Raw genomic sequence first — 24,385 nt, forward strand, 5'->3', positions numbered from 1 at the left:
CCCAAGAGCTCGTTGCCAGACGAAGATTTCGGTCTCGTTGCCAGCGCTTCGGCCAGTCGTGCGTCCCCGGTCCACACCGGGGCACCGAGCTCGGCGGCCAGCGTGAGATACGCGGCATCGTAGGCCGTGAGGCGCTCGCGCCACGGCCACGTCGACCATCGCAGTGAGCGAGTCATGGAGTGTCTGGAGGACATCCATGTCGGGAGGGCTGGTATGTGTTCGGCGGCTCTGGGGTGTCACGGGTTCCTCGATACCGTACCGAACGTCCCCAAGATTGCGGGAGCGGCGTACAAAACTTCCCCAAGAATGCGGGAGCGGCGTACAAAACTTCCCCAAGAATACGGGAGCGGCGTACAAAACCTCCCTCAAATTTGGTAGCCGAGGTTGGGGGCGAGCCAGCGCTCGGCCTCCTCCAGCGTCCAGCCCTTGCGGGCCGCGTAGTCCTTGACCTGGTCGCGGTCCAGCTTGCCGACCGCGAAGTAGACCGCCTCGGGGTGGCCGAAATACAGGCCGGAGACCGCTGAGGTCGGGGTCATCGCGCAGTGGTCGGTGAGCTCGATGCCCACCTCGTCGGTGTCCAGCAGGCGGAACAGGGTGCGCTTCTCGGTGTGGTCGGGCTGGGCGGGGTATCCCGGGGCGGGGCGGATGCCGTCGTAGTGCTCCTTGATCAGGTCGCCGACCTCGAGCTGCTCGTCGGGGGCGTAGCCCCACAGCTGCGTCCGCACCCTGCGGTGCAGCCACTCGGCGAACGCCTCAGCCAGCCGGTCGGACAGGGCCTGGGCCAGGATCGCGGAGTAGTCGTCGAGGTCCTCCTTGAAGGCCATCGCCAGCTCGTGGGCCCCGTGGATCCCGACCGCGAACCCCCCGACGTGGTCCCCCTCGGGCGCCACGAAATCGGCCAGGGCGGCATAGCGGTTGGTGCGCTGCTTCTGCTGGCGCAGCGTGTGGAAGACCGTGGTGCTGCCGTCCGGCTCGGTGATCTCGATGTCGTCCTGCCCGAGCCGCCGGGCGGGCCACAGCGCGACCACACCGCGCGGGGTGAGCAGCCGCTCGTCGAGAATCCGCCGCAGCAGCGCCTGCCCGTCGGCGAACAGCGCTCGGGCCTGCTCGCCCTGCCGCGGGTCGTCCAGCAGCCGCGGATAGGTCCCGCGCAGCTCCCACGCGGAGAAGAACGGGGTCCAGTCGATGATCTCGACCAGCTCCTCCAGCGACGGCTCGACCACGTGGCGTCCGAGCCGGAGGGGAGCGGGCTGCCCGGGCGAGTCGACCGCGCGGGTGTCCGCGCGGGCCTGGTCGAGCGCCACGAGCGTGACGTGCTTGCCGCCGTGCCGCTCCCGCAGCTCCGCGAACTGCGCCCCGACCCGCTCGGCGAGCTCGGACTCCCGGTTGATCGCGTCACCGGCGACCCCCACGGCGCGACTGGCGTCGGCCACGTAGGCCACCGTGCCGCGGTAGGCCGGGTCGATCTTGACCGCGGTGTGCGCGGCGCTGGTCGTGGCGCCCCCGACCAGCAGCGGGGTGGTCAGGCCGCGGCGGGACATCTCCGTGGCGACCCCGACCATCTCGTCCAGGCTGGGCGTGATCAGGCCGGAGACCCCGACGACGTCGGCACCCCACTCGGCCGCGGTGTCCAGCAGCGTCTCCGCCGGGACCATCACGCCCAGGTCACGCACGTCATAGCCGTTGCAGGACAGCACGACGCCGACGATGTTCTTGCCGATGTCGTGCACGTCGCCCTTCACCGTGCATAGCAGGATCCTGCCCTTGGAGTGGCCACCTGTCTCCGCCGCGGCAGCCTCGAGATAGGGCGTCAAGTGAGCCACGGCACGCTTCATCACCCGCGCCGACTTCACCACCTGCGGCAGGAACATCTGGCCGCTGCCGAACAGGTCGCCGACGACGTCCATGCCGTCCATCAGCGGACCCTCGATCACCAGGAGCGCCGACCCCAGCTCCTGGTAGGCCTCCTCGGCGTCCTCCACGACGAAGTCGGCGATCCCGTGCACCAGCGCGTGCCGCAGCCGGTCCGCGACGGGTGCGTCACGCCATACTGCCCGCTCGGGCCCACCACCCCCGCCCGAGGAGGTGCCCCGGTAGCGCTCGGCCAGCTCCAGCAGCCGCTCGGCCGCGTCCTCGCGCCGGGCGAGGATGACGTCCTCGACGGCCTCGCGCAGCTCCGGCTCGATCTCCTCGTAGATCCCGAGCATGCCGGCGTTGACGATGCCCATGTCCAGCCCGGCGGCGATCGCGTGGTAGAGGAACACCGCGTGCATCGCCTCGCGCACCACGTTGTTGCCGCGGAAGCTGAACGAGACGTTGCTGATGCCACCGCTGACCAGGGCACCGGGCAGGTTCGCCTTGATCCAGCGGGTCGCCTCGATGAAGTCGCGTGCATACAGGTCGTGCTCGCTCATGCCGGTCGCGACGGTCAGCACGTTGGGGTCGAAGATGATGTCCTGCGGGGCGAGACCGGCCTGCTCGGTCAACAGCCGATAGGCCCGGGAGCACACCTCCTGGCGGCGCTCCAGGGTGTCGGCCTGGCCCTTCTCGTCGAAGGCCATCACCACCACGGCCGCGCCGTAGGCCCGCACGATCGCGGCCCGGCGCAGGAACTCCTCCTCGCCGTCCTTGAGCGAGATGCTGTTGACCACGCCCCGCCCCTGCAAGCAGCGCAGGCCCGCCTCGAGCACCTCCCAGCGCGAGGAGTCGACCATCACCGGAACCCGCGAGATGTCCGGCTCGCCGGCCAGCAGGTTGAGGAAGTGGGTCATCGCGGCGACACCGTCGAGCATGCCCTCGTCGAGGTTGACGTCGATCAGCTGCGCGCCCGCCTCGACCTGCTGCCGGGCGATCTGCACCGCGGCGTCCCAGTCGCCCTCGGCCACGGCTTTCTTGAACCTCGGGGAGCCGGTGATGTTGGTGCGCTCGCCGACGTTGACGAAGTTGGTCTCGGGGGTGAGGGTGAAGGGCTCGAGACCGGACAGCCGCAAGTATGCCGGGAGCTGGGCCGGGTGCCTGGGTGGCACCCCGTGGACCGCGGCCGCGATGGCCGCGATGTGCTCGGGCGTGGTGCCGCAGCAGCCGCCGACGATGTTGACCATGCCCCCGCGGGCGTAGTCGCCCAACACCCGCGCCATCTGCTCGGGTGTCTCGTCGTAGCCGCCGAAGGCGTTGGGCAGCCCAGCGTTGGGGTGCACCGACACCAGGCGCTGCGTGCTGGCCCCGACCTCGCGCAGGTGGGGGCGCAGCGCCTCCGGGCCGAGCGCGCAGTTCAGTCCCACCGACACCAGGTCGACGTGGTCGGTGTCGATCCCGGTGGAGACCACGAACGCCTCCGGCGTCTGCCCGGACAGGGTCCGGCCGGAGGCGTCGGTGATGGTGCCGGACATCATGACCGGGACCGGGCGCCCCAGCTCCGCGCCGACGGTGTCGACGGCACGCAGGGCCGCCTTCGCGTTGAGGGTGTCGAAGACCGTCTCGATCAGGATCAGGTCGGCCCCGCCGGCCAGCAGCGCCCGGGCCTGCTCGGCATACGCCTCGTGCAGCTGCTCGTAGGTGACGGCCCGGAACTCGGGGCGCTCCACGTCGGGGGAGAGGGAGGCCGTCCGGTTGGTCGGGCCGAGGGACCCGGCGACCCAGCGGGGCCGGCCGTCCCGGGCCGTGAACTCCTCGGCGACCTCCCGGGCGAGCGCGGCCCCGGCCCGGTTGAGCTCGGGCACGAGCGCCTGCGTCCCGTAGTCGGCCTGCGCGATCGAGGTCGCGGTGAACGTGTTGGTGGTGGCGATGTCCGCGCCGGCCTCGAAGTACTGCCGGTGCACGTCGCGTACTACGTCGGGGCGGGTGAGCTGCAGCAGGTCGAAGTTGCCGCGATAGCTGCGGCCGGGGTCGGCGCCGTCGAAGCGGAAGTCCTCCTCGTCGAGCTCGACCTGCTGGAGCATCGACCCCCAGGCGCCGTCCAGGACCAGGATGCGCTCACGCGCCAGGGTGCGGAGCTCCGCGCTGTTCATCGTCTGCCTCTCGTGCCACGGCTGTGGACTTCCGACCTCGCGGCCGGGCCTGGGGACGGCACCGTCGAGGATAGTGGAGGCGCCGCTGCAACCTTTGGTCGCGGTGGGAGCGTCATGGCTGACGTGAGGGACAGGAGCACCGGATGAGGATCTTCGGCCGCTCGGCCGAGCAGGGCGAGGTCGAGGCCTACGTCGTGGGCGCCATGCCCCGGCTGGTGGGCCTGGCCTATGCGATGACCGGCGCCCGCGAGGACGCCGAGGACCTCGTCCAGGACACCCTGGCGATCGTGGTCACCAAGTGGGCCCGGATCTCCGGGGCGGAGAACATCGACGCCTACGTGCGGCGCACCATGGTCAACCTGCTCATCTCCAAGAAGCGGCGCAAATGGACCAGCGAGGTCGTCTCGCACGAGGCGGTCACGGCTGACCGGGCACAGCCCGCGACCGCCGGGGTCGCCCAGCGGGTCACCGACCGCGACGCCGTGCTGGAGTTGCTGCGCGAGCTGCCCGACCGGCAGCGGGCGGTGATAGCCCTGCGCTACTACGAGGACCTCCCGGACGTGCAGATCGCCGCGGCCCTCGACTGCTCCGAGCAGGCCGTGCGCAGCGCGGCCCACAACGCGATGAAGACGCTCCGCCGGCTGCTGCCGGCCAGAGAATGGCAGGAGGTCCGGTGATGGCTCCACAGGACGGCGGTCAGGGCAGGGAGAGCCTCCGCACGGCGATGCACGTCGCGGTGGACCGCGAGCAGTTCGACTACGAGGCGCTCGTGGCCGGGGTTCACGTCCGCGCGGGCCGGATCCGGCGCCGGCGGGCGATCACGGCAGGGGTGGCTGCGGCGGTGCTCGGTCCGGCCCTGGTGGGCGGCGCGGCCCTGGTGCTGCCCGACATACTGCCCGGTGGTGACTCGACCATCATCGCCCCGGCGACCAGGCCGGATGACGGGTCGACGACCGCCCCCGTCGAGGAGTCCGAGGCCACCGCCGAGCCCACTCCTGCCCAGCCCGGTCCTCCCTGGCAGGACGGCGCGCCGCCGCTGCCTGAGGGCGGGTTCGAGGTGAACGAGGACCTCCCGAACGCGTGGGAGATCCCGGACGCCCGACCCACCGGCGTCCCGGCCCTGGACGATCTGGGTGTGCCCCAGTTGGCCCAGGCCTACCCGCGGGCGGTGCCCGTGATGAGCCTGATGGTCTGCGACCCGGGCCGCGAGGGCGGGGCCGAGCCCGAGGCGGCCCAGTCCTTCGGTTACTTCTCCGACGAGGCGGGCGACCCGACCATCGATCTCCAGGTGACCGGGTGGGCGGACAGCGACGCGGCGCGCGACGGGCTCGTGTCGGACAGTTACACCCTGTGCACCTGGTCCCCCGATCCCGGGGAGCCGCAGCCGTGGCCCGGCCACGAGGGTGACGAGGACTACCTGCTGTTCACCCCCGAGGGCTCGGACACAGCGGCCGCGGTCGTGCGCCAGGGCGACTACCTGGTGGCGGTTACCGTGCAGGACACCGGCGCCCACGGTGCCGAGCTGGCGACGGAGATCGCGAGCCGGACGGCGGACAACCTCGAGGCGCTGGACCCGGTCCACGGACGGGACTGACGGTGCCGACCCTGTTCGACGAGCGCTTCGAGCGAGACCTCGCCGACGACCTGCGTCGCTCTGTGGCCGAGGTGGAGTTCGACTATCCCGCGCTCGTCGCCGGGGTGCGCCGCCGGGTGGCACGTCTCCGTCGACGGCGGATACCGGAGACCGGTTCCAGCGTGCTGCTGCTCGCTCCGCGGTGGTGGGTGGGGGCGCGCTGGTCCTGCCGGGGCTACCCGACCCACCGGCGCGACTGACCTCGGGGAGCCCACCGGCCTGCCAGGGCTGACAGACTCAGAGGGTGCGCCCCACCGACGTCACCGCGACCTACCGGCTGCAGCTGCACGCCGGCTTCACCCTCGACGACGCCTGCGGCGTGGTGCCCTACCTCGCCGATCTCGGCGTCTCCCACGTCTACATCTCCCCGGTGCTCACCGCGGTGCCGGGCAGCCAGCACGGCTACGACGTGCTGGACCACGGCTCCATCGACCCTGAGCTGGGCGGGCGGGAGGCGCTGGAGCGCCTCGCAGCGTCCTGTCACGAGGCCGGTCTGGGGGTCGTGGTCGACATCGTCCCCAACCACATGGCCCTGACCGCCCCCGAGTGGGCCAACGTCCAGGCCTGGCAGGTGCTGCGGGAGGGCCGCCTGTCCGCCACCGCGCACTGGTTCGACGTCGACTGGGACGCCCTCGACGGCCGCATCGGCCTGCCCGTCCTCGGTGCGCCACTGACCGAGGTGCTCGCGGCGGGGGAGCTCACCCTCGACACCGGCCGGGACGACGAGGGACCCGCCGCCGGTCAGCCGGTGATCCGCTACTACGAGCACGTCCTCCCCGTGGCGCAGGGCACCGGAGAGACTGGGGACGTCGCGGAGGTGCTCGCGCGGCAGCACTACCTGCTGGCGGACTGGCGCGAGGCCGAGACGGCGCTGAACTATCGCCGCTTCTTCGAGGTGGACTCCCTCATCGGGGTGTGCGTCGAGGAGAGCGACGTCTTCGAGCAGACCCACCGGCTGCTCCTCGACCTCAACCACGCGGGGGTCATCGACGCGTTCCGCATCGACCACCCGGACGGGCTCGCCGACCCCCACGACTACCTGCGGCGACTCACCCGCCAGGCGCTGCCCGGCACCCCGATCTGGGTGGAGAAGATCCTCGAGGGCGACGAGCGCCTCCCGGAGGGCTGGGAGTGCTCGGGCACCACGGGCTACGACGCCAACGCAGTCCTCCAGCGCGCGCTGACCCCGACCGCGACGGTCGAGCCGGTCTCGACCGCCTGGCAGCAGGTCGGGGGCAACCCCTCGCTGGACGAGGTCGTGACGCGTGCCAAGCGCGAGGCGGTGGACCGGCTGCTGACCCCGGAGACCGCCCGGCTGCTGCGGCTGGCGCGCAGGGTGCTGCCCGAGCGCGACCCGAGCGACCTGCGTGCGGCGCTCCGGGACCTGCTGGTCTCCGTGGACGTCTACCGGGCCTACGTGCGGCCGGGCCGCGACACCGACCCGGCGTCCGCCGAGCGGTTGAGGGAGGCGATCGACCGGGGCGACACGACTGACGAGACCGGGACCGTCCGGGCGCTCGGGGCCGTGCTCCTGGCCCCCGACGCCTCCCACGACCCGGTCGCCGCGCGAGACCTCGCGGTGCGCTTCCAGCAGGTCACAGGGCCGGTGATGGCCAAGGGCATCGAGGACACCGCGTTCTATCGCTGGCACCGGCTCACCGCCCTCAACGAGGTCGGAGCCGACCCCGCGGCGCCGGCCGGCACGGACGCCCTCGTGGCGTGGGCCGAGCATCAGCTTGAGCACTGGCCGTCCGGCATGACCACGCTGTCCACCCACGACACCAAGCGCAGCGAGGACGTGCGGGCCCGGCTCCTCGCGGTCGCGGCGGACGCCGAGGCGTGGCGGTCCTGCACCGAGGCGTTTGCCGCTGCGGCGGCAGAGCACGGCGTCGACGGCCCGACCGCGCACCTGGTCTGGCAGACGGTGGTCGGGGCCGGCGGCGACTGCGGGAGCGGGCTGGAGCTTGACGAGCAGCGGCTCGGCGACTATCTCGTCAAGGCGCTGCGCGAGGGCAAGGAGCACACCAACTGGATCGCGGTCGACGAGGCCTACGAGGCCCGCGTGCTCGGTCTGGCCCGGGCGGCGCTCGCCGACGGACCGTTGCGTGAGGTGACCGACGCCGCACTGGCCGCCAACCGGGGCCGGGTGCGCGCCGTCATACTCGCCCAGAAGCTGCTCCAGCTCACCCTGCCCGGCGTGCCCGACACCTACCAGGGGTGCGAGCTGGTCGACCTGTCCCTGGTCGACCCCGACAACCGGCGGCCGGTCGACTTCGCGGATCGCGCCGCGCGTCTGGCGCGGCTCGACGCGGGGGAGGCACCTGCGGACCTGTCGGACGAGAAGCTCCTGGTCACCGCCACGACAGTCCGGCTGCGGCGCGAGCGACCCGCCCCATTCGCCGCGGCCTTCACCCCGCTGGACGTCGGGGAGCACCTCATCGGGTTCGGGCGCGGCGAGGACGTCCTCGTGCTCGCTGTGCGTCAACCCGACGCCGACGGCACGGCTCCCGGCCCACGGCTCGACCTGCCCGCAGGCACGTGGACCGAGCGGTTCAGCGGCGAGCAGCACTCCGGCGCCGTGTCCACCGAGGCCCTGCTCGCCGAACTGCCCGTAGCGCTCCTCGTCCGGACGTAGGACCATGGTGGACAACACCCGGGAGGCGTCATGGCCGGAGAGAGCTTCGCGGCATACCTGAAGCAGGTGCGGGCCCACCGTGCCGAGCTGCGCGACTCGGTGCGGCAGGTGGAGGACGCGCTGTCCTCGCCGATCGCCCAGGGGAGCGCGTGGCGGACGCGCGTGGCGGTCGCGCTGGCCGAGCTGTCCCGCGACTTCGAGGATCACATCCACCTCACCGAGCGGCCCGGCGGTGTCTACGACTCGGCACGGTCCGCCGCGCCCCGGCTGGCGGCGACGGCAGAGCGACTGGTCAGTGAGCACGTCGGCCTCAACCGGGCTATCGCCGAGTGCCTCGAGGCCTACACCGAGGGCCCGGACGACGCCGACCTCGCCACCCTGCGGGAGCGCGCCACGACCCTGGTCGGACAGCTGGTGCGGCACCGGCAGCGCGGCGGCGACCTGGTCTACGAGGCCTACGACGTGGACATCGGCGGTCAGGGCTGACCTCCCACGCCGGCCGCTCCCGCCAGCCATGCGACCCGCCCGCTCCCGCCAGCCATGCGACATTCTGTGCGCCGTGCGACGCCCAAGCACTCCCACGGCGCACAATTTGTCGCACGGCGGCGGTGAGTTGGTCGCACGGCGGCGGTGAGATGCTCGCGCGGTGGCGGTGAGTTGGTCGCACGGCGGCGGTGAGATGGCAGGATCGGTGTGGTGAGCCAGGGGACCGAGCAGCCGAGGCAGTATGCCGTGTGGGCACCCGACGCCGACCGCGTGGACGTGGTCGTCGGTGACCGCGTCGTCGGTGACCGCGTCGTCGGTCACCCCGCCGACCGTGCGCGCCCGATGGTGCCGGGGGAGCGTCCGGGCTGGTGGGTGGCGCCGGTCGAGCAGGGCGACGACGGCCGCTATGCATTCAGCCTCGACGGCGGTGACCCGCGCCCGGACCCGCGCTCGCTGTCGCAGCCCGACGGGGTCCACGCCTCCTCGGCCCTGGTCGACCTCGGGGCCCACGAGTGGGGGGACGGCGACTGGACCGGCCGCGAACTGGAGGGCTCGGTCCTCTACGAGCTGCACGTCGGGACGTTCACCCCGGAGGGCACCCTCGCCGCGGCGACCCGGCACCTGGACCACCTGGTCGACCTCGGGGTCACGACGGTCACGCTGATGCCGGTCGCGGCCTTCCCGGGGCGGCACGGCTGGGGCTACGACGGGGTCGCGCTGTTCGCGGTGCACGAGCCCTACGGCGGCGCGCGGGGGCTGCAGGAGTTCGTCGACGCCTCCCACCAGCGTGGCCTGGGGGTCCATCTCGACGTCGTCTACAACCACCTCGGGCCGAGCGGCAACTACCTCGCGCAGTTCGGGCCCTACTTCACCGACCGGCACCACACCCCGTGGGGACAGGCCGTCAACCTGGACGCTCCGGGCAGCGACGAGGTGCGGACGTTCCTGCTGGACAACGCACGGATGTGGCTCACCGACTTCCACCTGGACGGGCTGCGCCTGGACGCCGTCCACGCGCTGCACGACGACCGCGCCGAGCACCTCCTGGAGGCGCTCGCAACCCTCGCCGACGAGGTCAGCCGGCAGACCGGCATACCCCGGCACCTGATCGCCGAGTCCGACCGCAACGACCCCGCCACGGTGAGCCCGCGCGGCCCCGGCGGCGCCGGCGGGCTCGGGCTGGCCGGACAATGGGCCGACGACGTCCACCACGCGCTGCACGTGATGCTGACCGGGGAGACGCAGGGCTACTACGCCGACTTCGCTGCTCCCGGCGCCCTGGCCAAGGTGCTGACGCGCACCCCCTTCTTCCACGACGGCACCCCCTCCACCTTCCGGGGACGCGACCACGGCCGCCCGGTCGACCTGGGCGTCACCCCGCCGTGGCGTTTCGTGGCGTCCCTGCAGACCCACGACCAGGTCGGCAACCGGGCGGCGGGCGACCGGCTGTGCCACGGGCTCACCCCCGGCCAGGCGGCAATCGGGGCAGCGCTGCTGCTCACCGCGCCCTACACGCCGATGCTGTTCATGGGGGAGGAGTGGGCTGCGGGCACGCCGTGGCAGTTCTTCACCGATCACGCCGAGCCGGACCTCGTCGCGTCGATCCGCACCGGGCGGGCCCGCGAGTTCGCCGAGCACGGCTGGACGACGCAGGTCCCCGACCCGCAGTCCCCGGACACGGTGGAGGCCTCCCGACTGGACTGGATCGAGCCGACCCGTGAGCCCCACGCGTCCCTGCTGGCGTGGCACCGCACCCTCCTCCGGCTCCGCCGGGACCTCCCCGACCTGCTCGACACGCCGCTGGACGCCTCCAACCTGACCCGCGAGGGCGACGTCCTCGTGCTCACTCGCGGAGGCGTCCACGTCGTCGCCAACCTGGGTGAGTCCCCCGCCCGGGTGCCGGCACCGGGGGAGCCGGGTGCACGGCATACTGCCGCGGAGTATGCCGGGGCGCGGGTCGAGGCGGACACGGTCCACCTGCCCGCCCACTCGGTGATCGTCGTCGCCGACCAGCGGCCGGCGGACTGAGGGGGCACCCGCCGCCGAGAGAGCCGGGGCGGCGCGTCACGGCTACCCTGGGGCGCGTGAGGTTCCACAAACCGATCCCCGTGCCACCTGAGTCGATCGACGCCAACACGGCCGCGCCCGACCAGCTTGAGGTGGCCGAGATGGCCCACCGCAGCGCGGCCGTCCTGGTGGACCGCGGCCGGGCCAGCGACGACCCCGAGCTGCAGCGACGACTCGTCGAGCTGCCCCGGACCGTCGGCCTGCAGACCCTCGCCGAGGTGTGGTCCGAGCGCCCCGCCCGCACGCTGCCGGGCGCACTGTGGCGGCTCTACGTCCTCGACGAGTGGGTGCAGCGGTCCCCGGAGGCGGTGGCGCAGGCGTTCACCGCCGGGGCCGCCCATGCCGAGGTCTACCGCGTGATCTCCGGAGTGGTGGAGCCTCCGCGGCCGGAGGACCTGCGGGAGCTGACCCACCAGATCCTCAGTGGTGTCTACGAGGGCGACCTCGACGTGGCACTCGAGCGGGCGGCGGCCTTCTGCCACGTGGCGGCGACCGGTCTGGCGGTGCTGCACGAGAGCGACGACGAGTCCTCCCGGTCGGAGGAGCTGCGCCGGGCCGCCCGCCTCCAGGAGACGGCCGCCGACCTGCAGGCGTGCGCGAAGCTCTGGCTGCGCGGCGACCTGCGCTGAGGGACCCCGGCCCGGCCCGGGAACAGATCCGCCCGGAGACCCGTTAGTCTCATCGTGTGCCGGGCCGCGGCAGCCCCGGGCTCCAACATTCGCCGCTACGAGCGGCCACGCGCCGAGAGGCGCTCCCGGCCCGGCACACGACTTCCCTGCGAGCCTGCACCTGACTCCCCCTGTGAGGCCAACGAACCAGATGGCCTGCTCGCGAACGGAGGGTTTCGGTAGTCTGACTACGGCTGCATAGCATGTGGCCAGCGACGGACCTCGTCGTGGCGGCCGAGACTCCGGAGATGACGCGTGCGCCTTCGCCTGACCCCCAGGAGCCCGTCGTTGACCGACGCCCTGACCGGTCTGGCCGTCCTGGTCCGTGACGGCGCCGTCATCATGCGCGACAGCCTCGGTGCCACCAGCGTCGGCAGGGCGCAGGAGCTCGACCGGCTGCGGGCCCTCGTGGGCGAGGCCGGGCAGGCGCGCAACCACATCGTCGACCTGACGCGCAACGCCTTCGTGACGCCCTACGACCGGGGCGACATCCACCTCCTCGCCGTGACGCTCGCCGAGTGCCTGATGCACCTGGAACGCGCGGTGGACGGTGGCATCCGCCACCGGATCGAGGACGTGCCCGACGGAGCAGCGGCCCTGGTCGACGCGCTGGTGCGGATGGCCGAGCTGACGGCGCAGGCCATGCCGCGGCTGCGCAGCCTCGAGGAGCTGGCCGGCTACCCGGAGGAGCTCCGCCGGGTGGCCGCCCGGGCCCTTCGCGTGCGGGGGGAGATGCTGACCGAGACGCTGGCGGCCGGAGCAGATCCGCTCCTCGCGCTGCGGACCGTGGTCGTGAGCGGCGACGTGGCCAACGCAGTGCGTGCCTTCGAGCAGGTGGCCACCGTGGTCGAGGGCATCGTCGTCAAGGAGTCCTGAGGGTGGACTGGCTGCCGGTCGCCCTCGTCATCGGGCTCGCGCTGATCTTTGCGTTCACCAACGGTTTCCAGGACGCGTCGAACTCCATCGCGATCGTCGTCGCGACGGGCTCGCTCAGCCCGCGTCTCGCGGTGACGATGGCAGCGACCCTGGGGCTCGGCGGCGCCTTCCTGGGGGAGGGGCTGGCCCGCAGGTTCGGCCTGGCCATCATCGACCCGCCCGCTGGGGGGCTGGGACTCCGGATCATCGGCGCTGCCCTGGTCGCGGCGATCGTGTGGGACCTGGTCACCTGGTGGTTCGGGATGCCGGCGTCGTCGACGCAGGCGCTGATCGGAGGGCTCACCGGGGCGTCGCTGGCGGCCGGGACGACCGTGCTCTGGAGCGGCATCTGGCGTGATGTCGCACTACCGATGCTGCTCTCGCCCGTGGCCGGACTGGTCCTCGCCTACCTGGGCATGCGGGTGCTGATCAGGGTGGCGGGCGACCTCGCGAGACGTCGGGTGGGACCGGACATGCGCCGTGCCCAGGTCGCGGCGGCCGGTGCCGTCGCCCTCGGCAACGGCCTGCAGGACGCCGCCAAGACCATGGGCGTGATCCTCCTGGTCCTGACCGTCAGCGGTCACCAGCTGGGGCCGGGCGTGCCGTGGGAGGTCATGGTGGGGGCGGCCGTCGCGATGGCGCTCGGCACGTATGCCGGGGGCTGGCGGATCGTGCGCACCCTCGGCCGCCGGATCATCTCCCCGGCACCCGACCCGGCTCAGGGGACGGTGGCCCAGAGCGCCACGGCAGGCATCCAGTATCTGGCGGGCGCCCTCTATGCACCGGTGTCGAGCACGCACACCGTCACGGCCGCGATCGTGGGCGCCGGGTTGACCGGGCGTCGCTCCGCCATCCGCTGGGACGTCATCACCCAGGTCGTGGCGGTCTGGTTGGTGAACTTCCCGGCCACCGTGGCCCTCAGTGCGCTCCTGTGCACGGTGGCTCTCGCCCTCTGATCTGAGCCCGTTCGTGACGCAGCCCACACGGTTGCGTTGCACATTCAAACGTCGTTCACGCCGCGTTCACCCAGCACGCCCGATCGGGTCACGTGCCCTCCCTACGGTTCGAGGAGGTTGGCAACGAGGCCAGCACGCAGGACCAGCAGTTTGCTGCCGTCGCGTGCCACCGACCACCCCCCTCACTTGGAGAGAGGCAACACCACCGTGAAGCTCAACCGCTTTGGCTCGACCGTCGCGATCGCGATGGCGGCATCCCTGACCCTGTCCGCCTGTGGTGACGACAACCCCACCCAGAGCGACGACTCCACCTCCGAGGCCGCCGGGGAGGGCGCGGCGCAGGAGGGTGCTGACGAGGAGACCACCGCGGACGACGCGGGCGAGGAGACCGAGGCGTCCGGCGCCGAGCTGTCCGGCACGCTCGCCGGCGCCGGTGCCTCCTCCCAGGACTCCGCGATGGCGGCCTGGATCGCCGGCTACAACGAGGACCAGCCCGACGTCACCGTGAACTACGACGGTGTCGGTTCCGGCGGCGGCCGCGAGCAGCTGCTCGCCGGTGCGGTCGGCTTCGCCGGCTCCGACGCCTACCTCTCGCCGGACGAGCACGCCGCGTCGCAGGAGTTCTGCGGCCCGGGCGGCGCGATCAGCATCCCCGTGTACATCTCCCCGGTCGCGATCCCCTACAACCTGCCCGGCGTGGAGACCCTGAACCTCTCCCCGGGCGTGCTGGCCCAGATCTTTGACCAGCAGATCACCACCTGGAACGACCCGGCCATCGCCGAGATCAACCCGGACGCCGACCTCCCCGAGGCCGACATCACCGTGGTCAACCGCTCCGACGAGTCCGGCACCACCGAGAACTTCATGGAGTACCTCTCCGCGGTCGCTGCGCAGGACTGGGAGTACGAGGCGGACAAGGTGTGGCCGGTCGCCGGTGGCGAGGCCGCCCAGGGCACCTCGGGCGTCATCGAGGTGGTCGGCTCGACCGAGAACGCGATCGGCTACGCCGACGCCTCCGCCGTCGGCGCGCTGAGCACCGCCCTGGTCGGGGTCGGCGACGAGTACGTGGCCTTCTCCCCCGAGGCCGCAGCCAAGGTCGTGGACGCCTCCGAGTCGGCCGACACCGGTGTGGAGGGCGACCTGGCCCTTGACCTGGCGCGCGACACCACCGAGTCCGGCGCCTACCCGATCGTCCTGGTCTCTTACCACATCGTCTGCACCACCTACAACGACCCGGTGCAGGGCGAGCTGGTCAAGGACTTCGTCGGCTACGTCATCTCCGAGGAGGGCCAGGCCGCCTCCGCCGAGGCTGCCGGCTCCGCCCCGATCTCCGAGGCCCTGCGCACGCAGGCCCAGGAGTCGCTGGACTCCATCGACGCCGGCTGATCGGAGCACCCACTGCACCCCCAGCACCTACGCACTGAGGCGACGGTTGCCACCCACCCGTGGCGGCCGTCGCACCGGCGCGACCGGAACGGTCGCGCCAGGCAAGGAATGAGATGAGCGAGACACTCACCCGCACGCCCCGGCGCAGCGGCCCCGCCCGCCGTGTCGGCGACGTGATCTTCAGCGGCACCTCACGGGCGTCGGCACTGCTGATCCTGGTCATCCTGGCCGGGGTCGCCATCTTCCTGACGGTCGAGGCACTGCCGGTCTTCGCATCCGAGTCCGAGGAGATCACCGGCGGGCAGGGTTTCGTCTCCTACGTCTGGCCGCTCGTCGCCGGGACGGTCGTGGCGTCGATCATCGCGATGGTGGTGGCGACCCCCATCGCCGTCGGCATCGCCCTGTTCGTCTCGCACTACGCCTCGCGGCGGGTCGGCCAGACCATCGGGTTCGTCATCGACCTGCTCGCCGCGGTGCCCAGCGTCGTCTTCGGCATGTGGGGCATGCAGGTCTTCGCCCCCAAGCTGGTCCCCGTCTTCGGCTGGTTGGAGGAGAACCTCGGTTTCCTCCCCTTCTTCGCGGACGGCTCGGCGACCGGACGGACCCTACTGACCGCCGCGCTGGTGCTGGCCGTGATGATCCTGCCGATCATCACCTCGGTGTCCCGCGAGGTGTTCGTGCAGACGCCCCGGTTGCACGAGGAGGCCGCCCTGGCCCTGGGCGCGACCAAGTGGGAGATGATCCGCACCGCGGTGATCCCGTTCGGCACCCCCGGCGTCATCGGCGGCACCATGCTCGGTCTCGGACGGGCTCTCGGCGAGACCATGGCCGTGGCGATCATCCTCTCGCCCGGACCGTTCACCTGGAACCTCATCGGCACCGGCAACAAGACGATCCCCGCCGAGATCGCCCTCAACTTCCCCGAGGCGGCGGGGCTGCGGCTCTCCGAGCTGATCGCCGCCGGTCTCGTCCTGTTCGCACTCACCCTGGCGGTGAACCTCATCGCCCGCTGGATCGTGGACCGCCGGTCCGAGTTCTCAGGAGCCAACTGATGAGCACCCCGACGAAGGACCGCACCCCCGCGCGCCGGATGGACCACGAGCTGGACCACCTGAGCGGCATCGTGCCGTCCCCGGTGCGTCCGGCACCGCGCCACCTGAGCCTGATGGTGCTCGGCGGCGCGGTCCTGGCCACACTCTTGATCCACACCGTCCTCGACCGGTCGCTGGTGCTGTCGGCGGTCATCGGCTACCTGCTCTACGTCATCGGCGTCAACGTGGCCTACCGGCTCACGAGCGGGTCGCGGGTGGCCACGGACCACACGATGCGCGCCCTGGTCTACGGCGCGTTCGTCCTGGCGATCATCCCGCTGGTCTCCCTGCTGTGGACCGTCGTGGAGAACGGCGGCGCCCGCGCGCTGAGCCCGGACTACCTCCTGCAGACCATGAACGGCGTTACCGGCGTGCACGACAAGGCCTACGCCGAGGACGGCGCGCCGATGGTCGGCGGTGCCTACCACGCCATCATCGGCACCCTCATCATCACCGGCATCGCGGCCCTCATCTCCATCCCGATCGGTCTGTTCACCGCGATCTACCTGGTGGAGTACGGCGCCAAGAACCGGCTCTCCCACGCCATCCGGTTCATGGTCGACGTCATGACGGGCATCCCCTCGATCGTCGCCGGCCTCTTCGCCTTCGCGCTGTTCGGCGTGCTGTTCGGCGTCGGGACCAAGAACGGGGTGGCCGGCGCGGTGGCGCTGTCGGTGCTGATGATCCCCACCGTGGTCCGCAACAGCGAGGAGATGCTGCGGATCGTGCCCAACGAGCTCCGGGAGGCCTCGCTGGCCCTGGGGGTGCCGAAGTGGCGCACGATCGCCAAGGTGGTGCTGCCGACCGCGGCCTCCGGGCTGGCGTCCGGCATCACCCTGGCCATCGCCCGCGTCATCGGTGAGACCGCGCCGCTGCTCGTGGCCGTCGGGTTCACCCGCGTCCTCAACCTCAACCCCGTGGACGGGCCGATGAACAACCTGGCCCTCTACGCCTACTACATGTTCACCCGGCCGCTGAACCCCGGCTACCGGGACCCCAGCATCGAGCGGGCGTGGGCCGCCGCCGTGCTGCTGGTGATCTGCGTGATCGCCCTCAACCTGCTTGCCCGACTGATCGCCAAGTTCTTCGCACCGAAGACGGGGAGCTGACCACCATGGAGAAATCTGCAATGTCCAAACGCATCGACATCAACGACCTGAACATCTTCTACGGCGCCTTCCACGCGGTGAAGGACGTCAGCATGGCCATCGAGCCGAAGACAGTCACCGCGTTCATCGGCCCCTCCGGCTGCGGCAAGTCCACCTTTCTGCGGACGCTGAACCGGATGCACGAGGTGATCCCCGGTGCCCGGGTCGAGGGCGAGGTCAGCATCGACGGCAGGAACCTCTACGGCCGCGGCGTCGACCCCGTGGACGTGCGCCGCGAGGTGGGCATGGTCTTCCAGCGGCCCAACCCCTTCCCCACCATGTCCATCAAGGAGAACGTCCTGGCCGGCGTGCGCCTCAACAGCAAGCGCCTGTCCACCAGCGCGGCCGACGAGCTCGCCGAGCGGTCGCTGCGCGGGGCCAACCTGTGGAACGAGGTCAAGGACCGCCTGGACAAGCCCGGGTCGAGCCTGTCCGGCGGCCAGCAGCAGCGTCTGTGCATCGCCCGCGCCATCGCGGTGCGGCCGCAGGTGCTGCTGATGGACGAGCCCTGCTCGGCGCTGGACCCGATCTCCACGCTGGCCATCGAGGACCTGATCAACGAGCTCAAGTCCGACTACACGGTCGTGATCGTCACCCACAACATGCAGCAGGCGGCCCGTGTCTCGGACCGGACCGGCTTCTTCAACCTCGAGGCCACCGGGCAGCCGGGACAGCTCGTCGAGTTCGACGACACCCAGCGGATCTTCAACAACCCCGCGCAGCAGGCCACCGAGGACTACATCTCCGGCCGCTTCGGCTGATCTGCCCGCCGCAGGCCCTACACTCTGCGCATGACCTGGCTCGCGGCGCTCCCGTCCGCCTGGATCGTCCTGGAGACGGGGCTGAAGCTGTATGCCGTGGGCACGGTGCCGGAGAACCGCCGGCCTGCCTCGTCCTCGGCGTGGCTGCTGCTGATCCTCTTCCTCCCGCTGGTCGGTTTCCCGCTCTACTGGCTGATCGGCAGCCCGTGGGTGCGGGGACGGCGGCACGAGGTCCAGGCCCGCACCAACCAGCTCCTGGCCGAGGTGAACGCCCCTCTGCCGCAGCTGCCGGACGGCGTCACGGTCTCCGACGGGCTGGCCTCGGTGGTCACCATGAACCGGCGGCTCACCGCCCTGCCCTGCGTGACAGGGCGGGACGAAGGGCTCTATGGCGACACCGATGACTACTTCGCCGCGCTCGCCGGGGCGATCGGCGCCGCGCGGGAGCACGTGCACATCGAGTTCTACATCGTGGCGCGGGACGACGCGACCGAGCCGGTTTTCCAGGCCATGTTCGAGGCCGTCCGGCGTGGCGTCCAGGTCCGGCTGCTCCTGGACCACCTCGGCTCGCGCAAGTATCCCGGCCGCACGCAGATGCAGGAGGCCCTCACCGCCGGCGGGGTGCAGTGGCACCACATGATGCCGATCGACCCGCTGCGGGGCCGGTGGCGGCGCCCCGACCTGCGCAACCACCGCAAGCTGATGGTGGTCGACGGCACCGTCGGCTTCATCGGCTCGCACAACCTGATCGGCGCGGCCTACGGCAGCGCCGCGAACGAGAAGATCGGGCGCCGGTGGAAGGACCTGAGCATGCGGGTCACCGGTGACGTGGTGACCTCCCTGCAGTCGGTCTTCCTGACCGACTGGTTCACCGAGACGGGCGAGCTGCTGGACCGCACGACATACTTGATCGACCAGCCGGACCTGCTCCCGGGTGACCGGGACAACGCCCTGCAGCTCGTCCCCTCGGGTCCGGGCTTCCCGACCGAGCCCAACCTGAGGATGTTCACCGCCCTGGTGAGCCAGGCGACCGAGAAGATCTCCATCACCAGCCCCTACTTCGTCCCGGACGAGTCGCTGCTGGCCGCCATCACCTCCGCGGCCTACCGCGGGGTCCGGGTCGAGCTCTTCGTCGGCGAGCAGGCGGACCAGTTCCTGGTCGGGCACGCCCAGCGCTCCTACTACCGCGCGCTGCTCACCGCCGGCGTGGTCATCCACCTCTACCCGACCCCCACGGTGCTGCACGGCAAGTACCTCACCGTGGACGACGCGGTGGGCGTCATCGGCTCCTCCAACATGGACTTCCGCTCCTTCGGCCTGACCTACGAGATCATGCTGATGGGCTTCGGCGGCAGCATGGTCGCCCGGTTGCAGGCCAACGATGACGAGTACCGCGCGGTGTGCCGCGAGCTGACCCTGGAGGAGTGGGACGCCCAGCCGTGGCACGCCCGCTACATCGACAACGTCTGCCGCCTGACCGCGGCGCTGATGTAGCCGCTCAGACGGGCGGGCGGTGTCGCTCGACGTGGACGACGTTCGCGTCCGGTCCGGTGCCGGCCAGATGGACTGCCAGCACCTCACCCTTGTCCATCCCCTGCCTGGCCAGGCGGGTCAGCATCCGCGCCGACCGTCCGGCAGGTGCCAGACCGGCGAGCGTGGTCAGTATGCCGGGCAGCACCGGTCCGTGGGTGCACAGGGCGGTCCCCGCCCCGCGGGCGAGCACCGCGCCCAGGTGCTTGGCCGCCTTGTCCGGTGCCGCCTCGAACCCCTCCTCGGACAGACCCTTGCGGGTCGTCAGCCGCAGACCGGACTCCACGGCATACGGGGCCAGCGTGTCGGCGCAACGGACCGAGGGCGAGCTGACCAGGTGCTCCGGGTCGTAGGCCGTGAGCAGCGGGATGATCCGCCGGGTCCGCCGCTGACCGGCCTCGGTGAGCGGTCGGTCGGGGTCGACGCCGCGCCAGGACCCGCGCCCCACCGCCTTGGCGTGCCGCACCACGAGCAGGGTCCAGGTCTCCAGGTGCCCGTCGGTGTGGGCCTCGACGGCGGCGTCCAGCTGCTCTCGGTCCCGGCGGTAGCTCAGGCGCTCCCTGGCCTCCTGCGCGCCGAGCCAGCGCACCTCGTCGATCTCGTGCTCGAGGTGACCGTGCCCCCCGGTCACGGTGCCCGCCCAGTAGCGCACCTGCTTGAGCTGTGGGCGTCCGTCCTTGGTGCCCAGGCCGTAGAAGGAGGTGGGCAGCGGCGGCCCGAGGCGCACCCGCAGGCCGGTCTCCTCCAGGGTCTCCCGGGCCGCGGCCACCGCCCACTCCTCGCCCACCTCGAGCTTGCCCTTGGGCCAGGACCAGTCGTCATACTGCGGTCGGTGCACGAGCGCGAACTCCAGCTCACCGTCCCGCAGGCGCCACGGGAGGACCCCCGAGGCACGGACGAGCACCGCGCGTTCGGTCTGCGTCGCCACCGTCTGCCGGTCCTCAGCGGCGACGGCCCGGCCGTCGCCGGGCGCGGTAGGAGGCGATCAGCTCGAACTGGATGTCGGTCAGCGGGACGCCCTCGCTGGACAGGTGGTGCCGGTGCCACTGGCCGTCGGGGGACAGGTGCCAGCTGGCGACCTCGTCCGAGAACACCCGGTCGAGCAGCGTGCTGAGGGTCTTGAGCTGGTCCCGGTCGGTGATCGGCACCAGCGCCTCGACCCGGCGGTCCAGGTTGCGGTGCATCATGTCGGCCGAGCCGATGTAGACGGTCGCGGTCTTGCCCCGGCCGAACGCGAAGATCCGGGAGTGCTCGAGGAACCGCCCCAGGACGGAGCGGACCCGGATCGTCTCCGAGAGGTCGGGCACCCCGGGGCGGATGGCACAGATCCCGCGCACCCACACGTCGACCGAGGCACCGGCCCTCGAGGCCCGGTAGAGCGCATCGACGACGGCCTCGTCCACGATCGAGTTCAGCTTGAACCGGATCGCCCCGTCAGCGCCCTTGGCGGCCTCGGCGTCGATGAGCTCGACCAGCCCGGAGCGGACCGACCGCGGCGCGACCAGCAGCCGCTTGAACTTTGACTTGGGGGCCATCCCGGACAGCTGGTTGAACAGCCGGGTCAGGTCCTCACCGACCCCGTCGTCGCAGGTGAGCAGTCCGAGGTCCTCGTAGAGTCGGGCGGTCTTGGGGTTGTAGTTGCCGGTGCCGACGTGGCAGTAGCGGCGCAGGCCCCCCTCCTCCTCACGGACCACGAGGCAGAGCTTGGCGTGCGTCTTCAGCCCCACCATGCCGTAGACCACGTGCACGCCCGCGTGCTCCAGCTTGCGCGCCCACGAGATGTTGTTCTCCTCGTCGAAACGAGCCTTGATCTCCACCACCGCCAGCACCTGCTTGCCGGCCTCGGCAGCGTCGATGAGGGCGTCGATGATGGGGCTGTCGCCGCTGGTGCGGTAGAGCGTCTGCTTGATGGCCAGGACCTGCGGGTCGTTGGCAGCCTGCTCGATGAATGCCTGCACGGAGGTGGAGAAGGAGTCGTAGGGGTGGTGCAGCAGGATGTCGCCGGAGCGCATCGCCCGCAGTATGTCGCCTGGTGCAGCGCTCTCGACGGGCGCCAGTGTGGGGTGGGTCGTGGGCACGAAGTTGGGGTAGCTCAGCTCGGTGCGGTCCAGGTCGGCCACCGTGTTGAGCGCGGTGAGGTCCAGCGGTGAGGGGAGCCGGTAGACCTCGGAGGACTGGACGCGCAGCTCCCGGGTGAGCAGGTCCAGGACGTGGTCGTCCATCTCCGACTCGACCTCGAGGCGCACCGGGGGGCCGAACCGTCGCCGGGTCAGCTCCTTCTCCAGCGCGGTCAGCAGGTTCTCGGCGTCGTCCTCCTCGACCTCCAGGTCCTCGTTGCGGGTGACCCGGAAGGTGTAGGTCTCGTGGACCTCCATCCCGGGGAAGAGGTACTGCAGGTGGTTGCCGATGAGCTCCTCGAGCAGCACGTAACGGGTGGCGTAGAGCCCGTCCTCGCTGGGGAGCTCGATGAAGCGGGGCAGCAACGGGGGGACCTTGACCCGCGCGAAGTGCTCGGCCCCGGTCTGGGGGTTGATGAGGATGACCGCCAGGTTGAGGGAGAGCCCGCTGATGTAGGGGAAGGGGTGCGCCGGGTCGACGGCCAGGGGAGTGAGCACCGGGTAGACGGTGCTGCGGAACATCTCCCCGAGCGACTTCTGCTCCTTGGCGGTCAGCTCGTCCCAGCGCACCAGCGTGATGCGCTCGCCCTCGAGCGCGGGGGCGATCACCTCCCGGTAGAGCTGGGCGTGGCGCTCCATGAGCTCGTGCGCGCCGATCGAGATCTCGTCCAGGACCTCGCGCGGCTCGAGTCCGGAGGCGGAGCGGGTGGCGATGCCCGTGGCGATGCGGCGCTTCAGCCCGGCCACCCGCACCATGAAGAACTCGTCGAGGTTGCTGGCGAAGATGGCCAGGAACCGGGCCCGCTCCAGCAGGGGGACCTCCGGGTCGGCGGCCAGCTGCAGCACCCGCTCGTTGAACTGCAGCCAGGAGACCTCGCGGTCCAGGAACCGGTCACCGGGCAGTGCCTCGTCAGTGCCTTCGCCCGCGGTGGCCCCGGGCGGCGCCGCGCTGATGAATCGCCCGTTGGAGGCACGGGGTCGCTGGGCGCGGATCGTGGGCAGCGGGACGACGGTCGAGGACTCCACGATGTCCGGGACGGACCGGGTGCTGGAGGTCATGTCAGCCAGTCTGCCACCACCGTCGGCAGCTGCGACGACACAGGTGTGCGGCGTCACCGGCGCGCGGAGGGGTGCTGCTCAGGCTGGTGCGTCCGCGGCGGCATACATGACGTCGATAGCGGACCGCTCGAACCCCAGCCGGTGGTAGGTGGCCAGCGCTGGAGCGTTGTCCCCCTCGACGTAGAGGGTGGCGCTGGCCAGGCCGCGATTGCGCAGGTGGTGCAGCCCCACCAGGGTCACCACGGTGCCGAGTCCGCGTCCCTGGTAGGCCGGGTCGACCCCGACGACGTAGACCTCGCCGGAGGCGGGCACACTGTGGCCCGGCTCCGCCGGCTCGACCTTGGTCCAGTGGAATCCGGCGAGGTCGTCCCCGTGCTCGATGAGCAGGAATCCGTGGGGGTCGAACCACGGCTCCTGGGTCCGGTCCTGGAGGTCGGCCAGGGTCATCCGGCCCTGTTCCGGGTGGTCCGCGAAGGCTCGGGCGTTGACCGCCAGCCAGCGCTCCTCGTCGCGGCCGCGCTCGAAGCTGCGCACCGTGAAGCCCTCCGGCAGCGTGACTCCCGGCAGCTCGGACCACTCTCCGCGCAGCGGCCGGGTCATCTGCCACAGCTCGCGGACCGGTGACAGGTCCAGGCTGGAGAAGAGGTTCCGTGCGGCGGGTAGGTCACCGTGGGCCCAGAACCGCGTGTGCGGCCACTGCGCGAGCACCGCCTGCGCCAGGGCGCGGCCGTGCCCTGCGTGCCGGTGGTCCGGGTCCACGACGATCTCTGCCGACGGGGGGTCGGTCAGCTCGACGTGCGCATAGGCGACCACGCCGGTGCGCGGACTGTCCGGGTGCTCCTCGATGAGCAGGTGCCTGGTGGGGGCCTCGCTGGCCGCCGATCCGGGCAGGCGGCGGACGTCGAGCACGGTCTGCTCGGACAGGGGGCGCACCCCGTCGTGGGTCGCCGCCCGCACGGCCATGGCCAGCACGTCCGCGGACTGGGCCGGTTCCAGGTGTGCGTCGGTCACAGTCGGCTGCATCGGGCTATTCCACCATGCCGCCGTCGGTCACGGAGCGGGGCGCCCGGGCAAAGCGGTAGCCGACGTTGCGGATCGTGCCGATCAGCGACTCCCGCTCCGGTCCGAGCTTGGCGCGGAGCCGCCGGATGTGGACGTCCACCGTGCGGGTCCCACCGTAGTAGTCGGTGCCCCACACCTCGTGCAGCAGCTGCTCGCGCGTCACCACCCGGCCGGGATGGCTGACCAGGAACTTCAGCAGCTCGAACTCCTTGAAGGTGAGGTCCAGGGGCTCTCCTCCCGCCCGGACCATCCAGCTGGCCTCATCGACCTCGACGTCGGCGACCTGGATCGGGCTGGCCGTCGCCGTCGGGGCAGCGACGTGAGGGGCGGGTGGGGACGCGCTCGCTCGACGGAGCCGTGCCGCCAGCTCGGTGGGGCCGCAGCCGGTCAGCACGAAGTCGGTGATCGGCCACTGCTCGTCCAGGGCGACCAGGCCCCCATCGGCGAAGACCGCGATGACGGGACAGTCCAGCTGCATCGCGTCGATGGTGCGGGCCACCGTGCGTGCCTGGACGAGCGCCCGGGTCGCGTCGATGAGGACCAGACCGGGGGGAGGACCGGTCAGCAGCTCGGCGGGGTCCAGCTCCAGGACCCGCAGCCGGTGGGGGAGCAGTTCGAGGGCGGGCAGCACGGTGAGCGGCGCGTCCGGGGCGCCACCGGGAGTGAGCAGTGCCAACTCGGCCACCCGGTCAGGATAATCGCCCTCCCCCACCCACGACCGAGCGCGTGGTGTCGCGTCTCCTCAGCTCCGCTGGAGGCCGGTGATGGCACCATGGGCCTGTGCCGCGCCGCCCAGCCCCACTGCCGCCCGCTGTTGAGGTGGCGACCTTGGTGTGCTGTGCAGCGGCGGTCGTGGCACTGGGG

Annotated in this window: 19 protein-coding genes; 14 read left to right on the forward strand and 5 right to left on the reverse strand. The window is 71.5% G+C overall.

Translation table 11 applies throughout. The features are described from left to right. Nucleotides 1–365: 365 nt before the first annotated feature. Nucleotides 366–4,007: a methionine synthase gene (metH, locus tag MWU75_RS01175; RefSeq protein WP_247087631.1), complete on the reverse strand. Its 3,642-nt coding sequence runs from the start codon at nucleotides 4,005–4,007 to the stop codon at nucleotides 366–368. 143 nt (nucleotides 4,008–4,150) lie between these two features. On the opposite strand from metH, the gene MWU75_RS01180 reads away from it, so the two are divergent. The 14 genes from MWU75_RS01180 (at nucleotide 4,151) to cls (ending at nucleotide 19,247) form a co-directional block, all read left to right on the forward strand. Then, the gene (locus MWU75_RS01180) at nucleotides 4,151–4,684 is read left to right on the forward strand and encodes a SigE family RNA polymerase sigma factor (RefSeq protein ID WP_247087634.1); all 534 of its coding nucleotides are present in this window, start codon (nucleotides 4,151–4,153) and stop codon (nucleotides 4,682–4,684) included. Next, nucleotides 4,684–5,601 carry a hypothetical protein gene (locus MWU75_RS01185; protein WP_247087636.1) on the forward strand — a complete coding sequence of 306 codons (918 nt, stop codon included), beginning with the start codon at nucleotides 4,684–4,686 and terminating at the stop codon, nucleotides 5,599–5,601. The genes MWU75_RS01180 and MWU75_RS01185 overlap by 1 nt, the downstream gene beginning before the upstream one ends. 2 nt (nucleotides 5,602–5,603) lie before the next feature. Continuing rightward, nucleotides 5,604–5,840, forward strand: a complete 237-nt coding sequence (locus tag MWU75_RS01190) for a hypothetical protein (RefSeq protein ID WP_247087638.1) — start codon at nucleotides 5,604–5,606, stop codon at nucleotides 5,838–5,840. Nucleotides 5,841–5,884: 44 nt separating this feature from the next. Then, nucleotides 5,885–8,275, forward strand: a complete 2,391-nt coding sequence (gene treY, locus MWU75_RS01195) for a malto-oligosyltrehalose synthase (protein WP_247087640.1) — start codon at nucleotides 5,885–5,887, stop codon at nucleotides 8,273–8,275. 30 nt (nucleotides 8,276–8,305) lie between these two features. After that, a complete protein-coding gene (locus MWU75_RS01200; protein WP_247087642.1) occupies nucleotides 8,306–8,761 on the forward strand; it encodes a hemerythrin domain-containing protein in 456 nt (151 codons plus the stop codon). A 210-nt stretch (nucleotides 8,762–8,971) separates the two neighbouring features. Then, nucleotides 8,972–10,789 carry a malto-oligosyltrehalose trehalohydrolase gene (gene treZ / locus MWU75_RS01205; protein ID WP_247087643.1) on the forward strand — a complete coding sequence of 606 codons (1,818 nt, stop codon included), beginning with the start codon at nucleotides 8,972–8,974 and terminating at the stop codon, nucleotides 10,787–10,789. 56 nt (nucleotides 10,790–10,845) lie between these two features. Further along, entirely contained in the window at nucleotides 10,846–11,457 is a 612-nt protein-coding gene (locus MWU75_RS01210) for a hypothetical protein (protein ID WP_247087645.1), read from the forward strand. Between the two features lie 327 nt (nucleotides 11,458–11,784). Then, nucleotides 11,785–12,372, forward strand: a complete 588-nt coding sequence (locus MWU75_RS01215) for a hypothetical protein (RefSeq protein WP_247087647.1) — start codon at nucleotides 11,785–11,787, stop codon at nucleotides 12,370–12,372. A 2-nt stretch (nucleotides 12,373–12,374) separates the two neighbouring features. Further along, a complete protein-coding gene (locus MWU75_RS01220) occupies nucleotides 12,375–13,367 on the forward strand; it encodes an inorganic phosphate transporter (RefSeq protein WP_247087649.1) in 993 nt (330 codons plus the stop codon). A 207-nt stretch (nucleotides 13,368–13,574) separates the two neighbouring features. After that, nucleotides 13,575–14,753: a phosphate ABC transporter substrate-binding protein PstS gene (gene pstS / locus MWU75_RS01225; protein WP_247087651.1), complete on the forward strand. Its 1,179-nt coding sequence runs from the start codon at nucleotides 13,575–13,577 to the stop codon at nucleotides 14,751–14,753. A gap of 113 nt (nucleotides 14,754–14,866) precedes the next feature. Next, nucleotides 14,867–15,805, forward strand: a complete 939-nt coding sequence (gene pstC, locus MWU75_RS01230) for a phosphate ABC transporter permease subunit PstC (RefSeq protein WP_247087653.1) — start codon at nucleotides 14,867–14,869, stop codon at nucleotides 15,803–15,805. Beyond that, nucleotides 15,805–16,953, forward strand: coding sequence for a phosphate ABC transporter permease PstA (gene pstA / locus MWU75_RS01235; protein WP_247087655.1), 1,149 nt, complete (start codon nucleotides 15,805–15,807; stop codon nucleotides 16,951–16,953). The genes pstC and pstA overlap by 1 nt, the downstream gene beginning before the upstream one ends. Before the next feature lie 20 nt (nucleotides 16,954–16,973). After that, entirely contained in the window at nucleotides 16,974–17,753 is a 780-nt protein-coding gene (gene pstB, locus MWU75_RS01240) for a phosphate ABC transporter ATP-binding protein PstB (protein WP_247087657.1), read from the forward strand. Between the two features lie 30 nt (nucleotides 17,754–17,783). Further along, nucleotides 17,784–19,247, forward strand: a complete 1,464-nt coding sequence (gene cls / locus MWU75_RS01245) for a cardiolipin synthase (protein ID WP_247087659.1) — start codon at nucleotides 17,784–17,786, stop codon at nucleotides 19,245–19,247. A gap of 4 nt (nucleotides 19,248–19,251) precedes the next feature. Here cls and MWU75_RS01250 read toward each other — a convergent pair whose 3' ends face one another. From MWU75_RS01250 to MWU75_RS01265, 4 genes are all read right to left on the reverse strand, one after another. Next, nucleotides 19,252–20,211 (reverse strand): NUDIX hydrolase, encoded by a 960-nt coding sequence (locus MWU75_RS01250; RefSeq protein ID WP_247087661.1) that lies wholly within the window; start codon nucleotides 20,209–20,211, stop codon nucleotides 19,252–19,254. A gap of 13 nt (nucleotides 20,212–20,224) precedes the next feature. Beyond that, a complete protein-coding gene (locus MWU75_RS01255; RefSeq protein WP_247087663.1) occupies nucleotides 20,225–22,459 on the reverse strand; it encodes an RNA degradosome polyphosphate kinase in 2,235 nt (744 codons plus the stop codon). Between the two features lie 78 nt (nucleotides 22,460–22,537). Beyond that, nucleotides 22,538–23,482 (reverse strand): mycothiol synthase, encoded by a 945-nt coding sequence (gene mshD, locus MWU75_RS01260; protein WP_247087665.1) that lies wholly within the window; start codon nucleotides 23,480–23,482, stop codon nucleotides 22,538–22,540. A gap of 4 nt (nucleotides 23,483–23,486) precedes the next feature. Next, a complete protein-coding gene (locus tag MWU75_RS01265) occupies nucleotides 23,487–24,206 on the reverse strand; it encodes a winged helix-turn-helix transcriptional regulator (protein ID WP_247087667.1) in 720 nt (239 codons plus the stop codon). Nucleotides 24,207–24,385 lie beyond the last annotated feature (179 nt).

It is taken from the genome of Ornithinimicrobium sp. F0845 (assembly GCF_023015765.1).
Classification (GTDB): Bacteria; Actinomycetota; Actinomycetes; order Actinomycetales; family Dermatophilaceae; genus Ornithinicoccus.

Coding starts and splice junctions, on each gene's coding strand:
- metH (WP_247087631.1), bottom strand. CDS start 4,007: ATGAACAGCGCGGAGCTCCGCACCCTGGCGCGTGAGCGCATCCTGGTC.
- MWU75_RS01180 (WP_247087634.1), top strand. CDS start 4,151: ATGAGGATCTTCGGCCGCTCGGCCGAGCAGGGCGAGGTCGAGGCCTAC.
- MWU75_RS01185 (WP_247087636.1), top strand. CDS start 4,684: ATGGCTCCACAGGACGGCGGTCAGGGCAGGGAGAGCCTCCGCACGGCG.
- MWU75_RS01200 (WP_247087642.1), top strand. CDS start 8,306: ATGGCCGGAGAGAGCTTCGCGGCATACCTGAAGCAGGTGCGGGCCCAC.
- pstC (WP_247087653.1), top strand. CDS start 14,867: ATGAGCGAGACACTCACCCGCACGCCCCGGCGCAGCGGCCCCGCCCGC.
- pstA (WP_247087655.1), top strand. CDS start 15,805: ATGAGCACCCCGACGAAGGACCGCACCCCCGCGCGCCGGATGGACCAC.
- pstB (WP_247087657.1), top strand. CDS start 16,974: ATGTCCAAACGCATCGACATCAACGACCTGAACATCTTCTACGGCGCC.
- cls (WP_247087659.1), top strand. CDS start 17,784: ATGACCTGGCTCGCGGCGCTCCCGTCCGCCTGGATCGTCCTGGAGACG.
- MWU75_RS01255 (WP_247087663.1), bottom strand. CDS start 22,459: ATGACCTCCAGCACCCGGTCCGTCCCGGACATCGTGGAGTCCTCGACC.
- mshD (WP_247087665.1), bottom strand. CDS start 23,482: ATGCAGCCGACTGTGACCGACGCACACCTGGAACCGGCCCAGTCCGCG.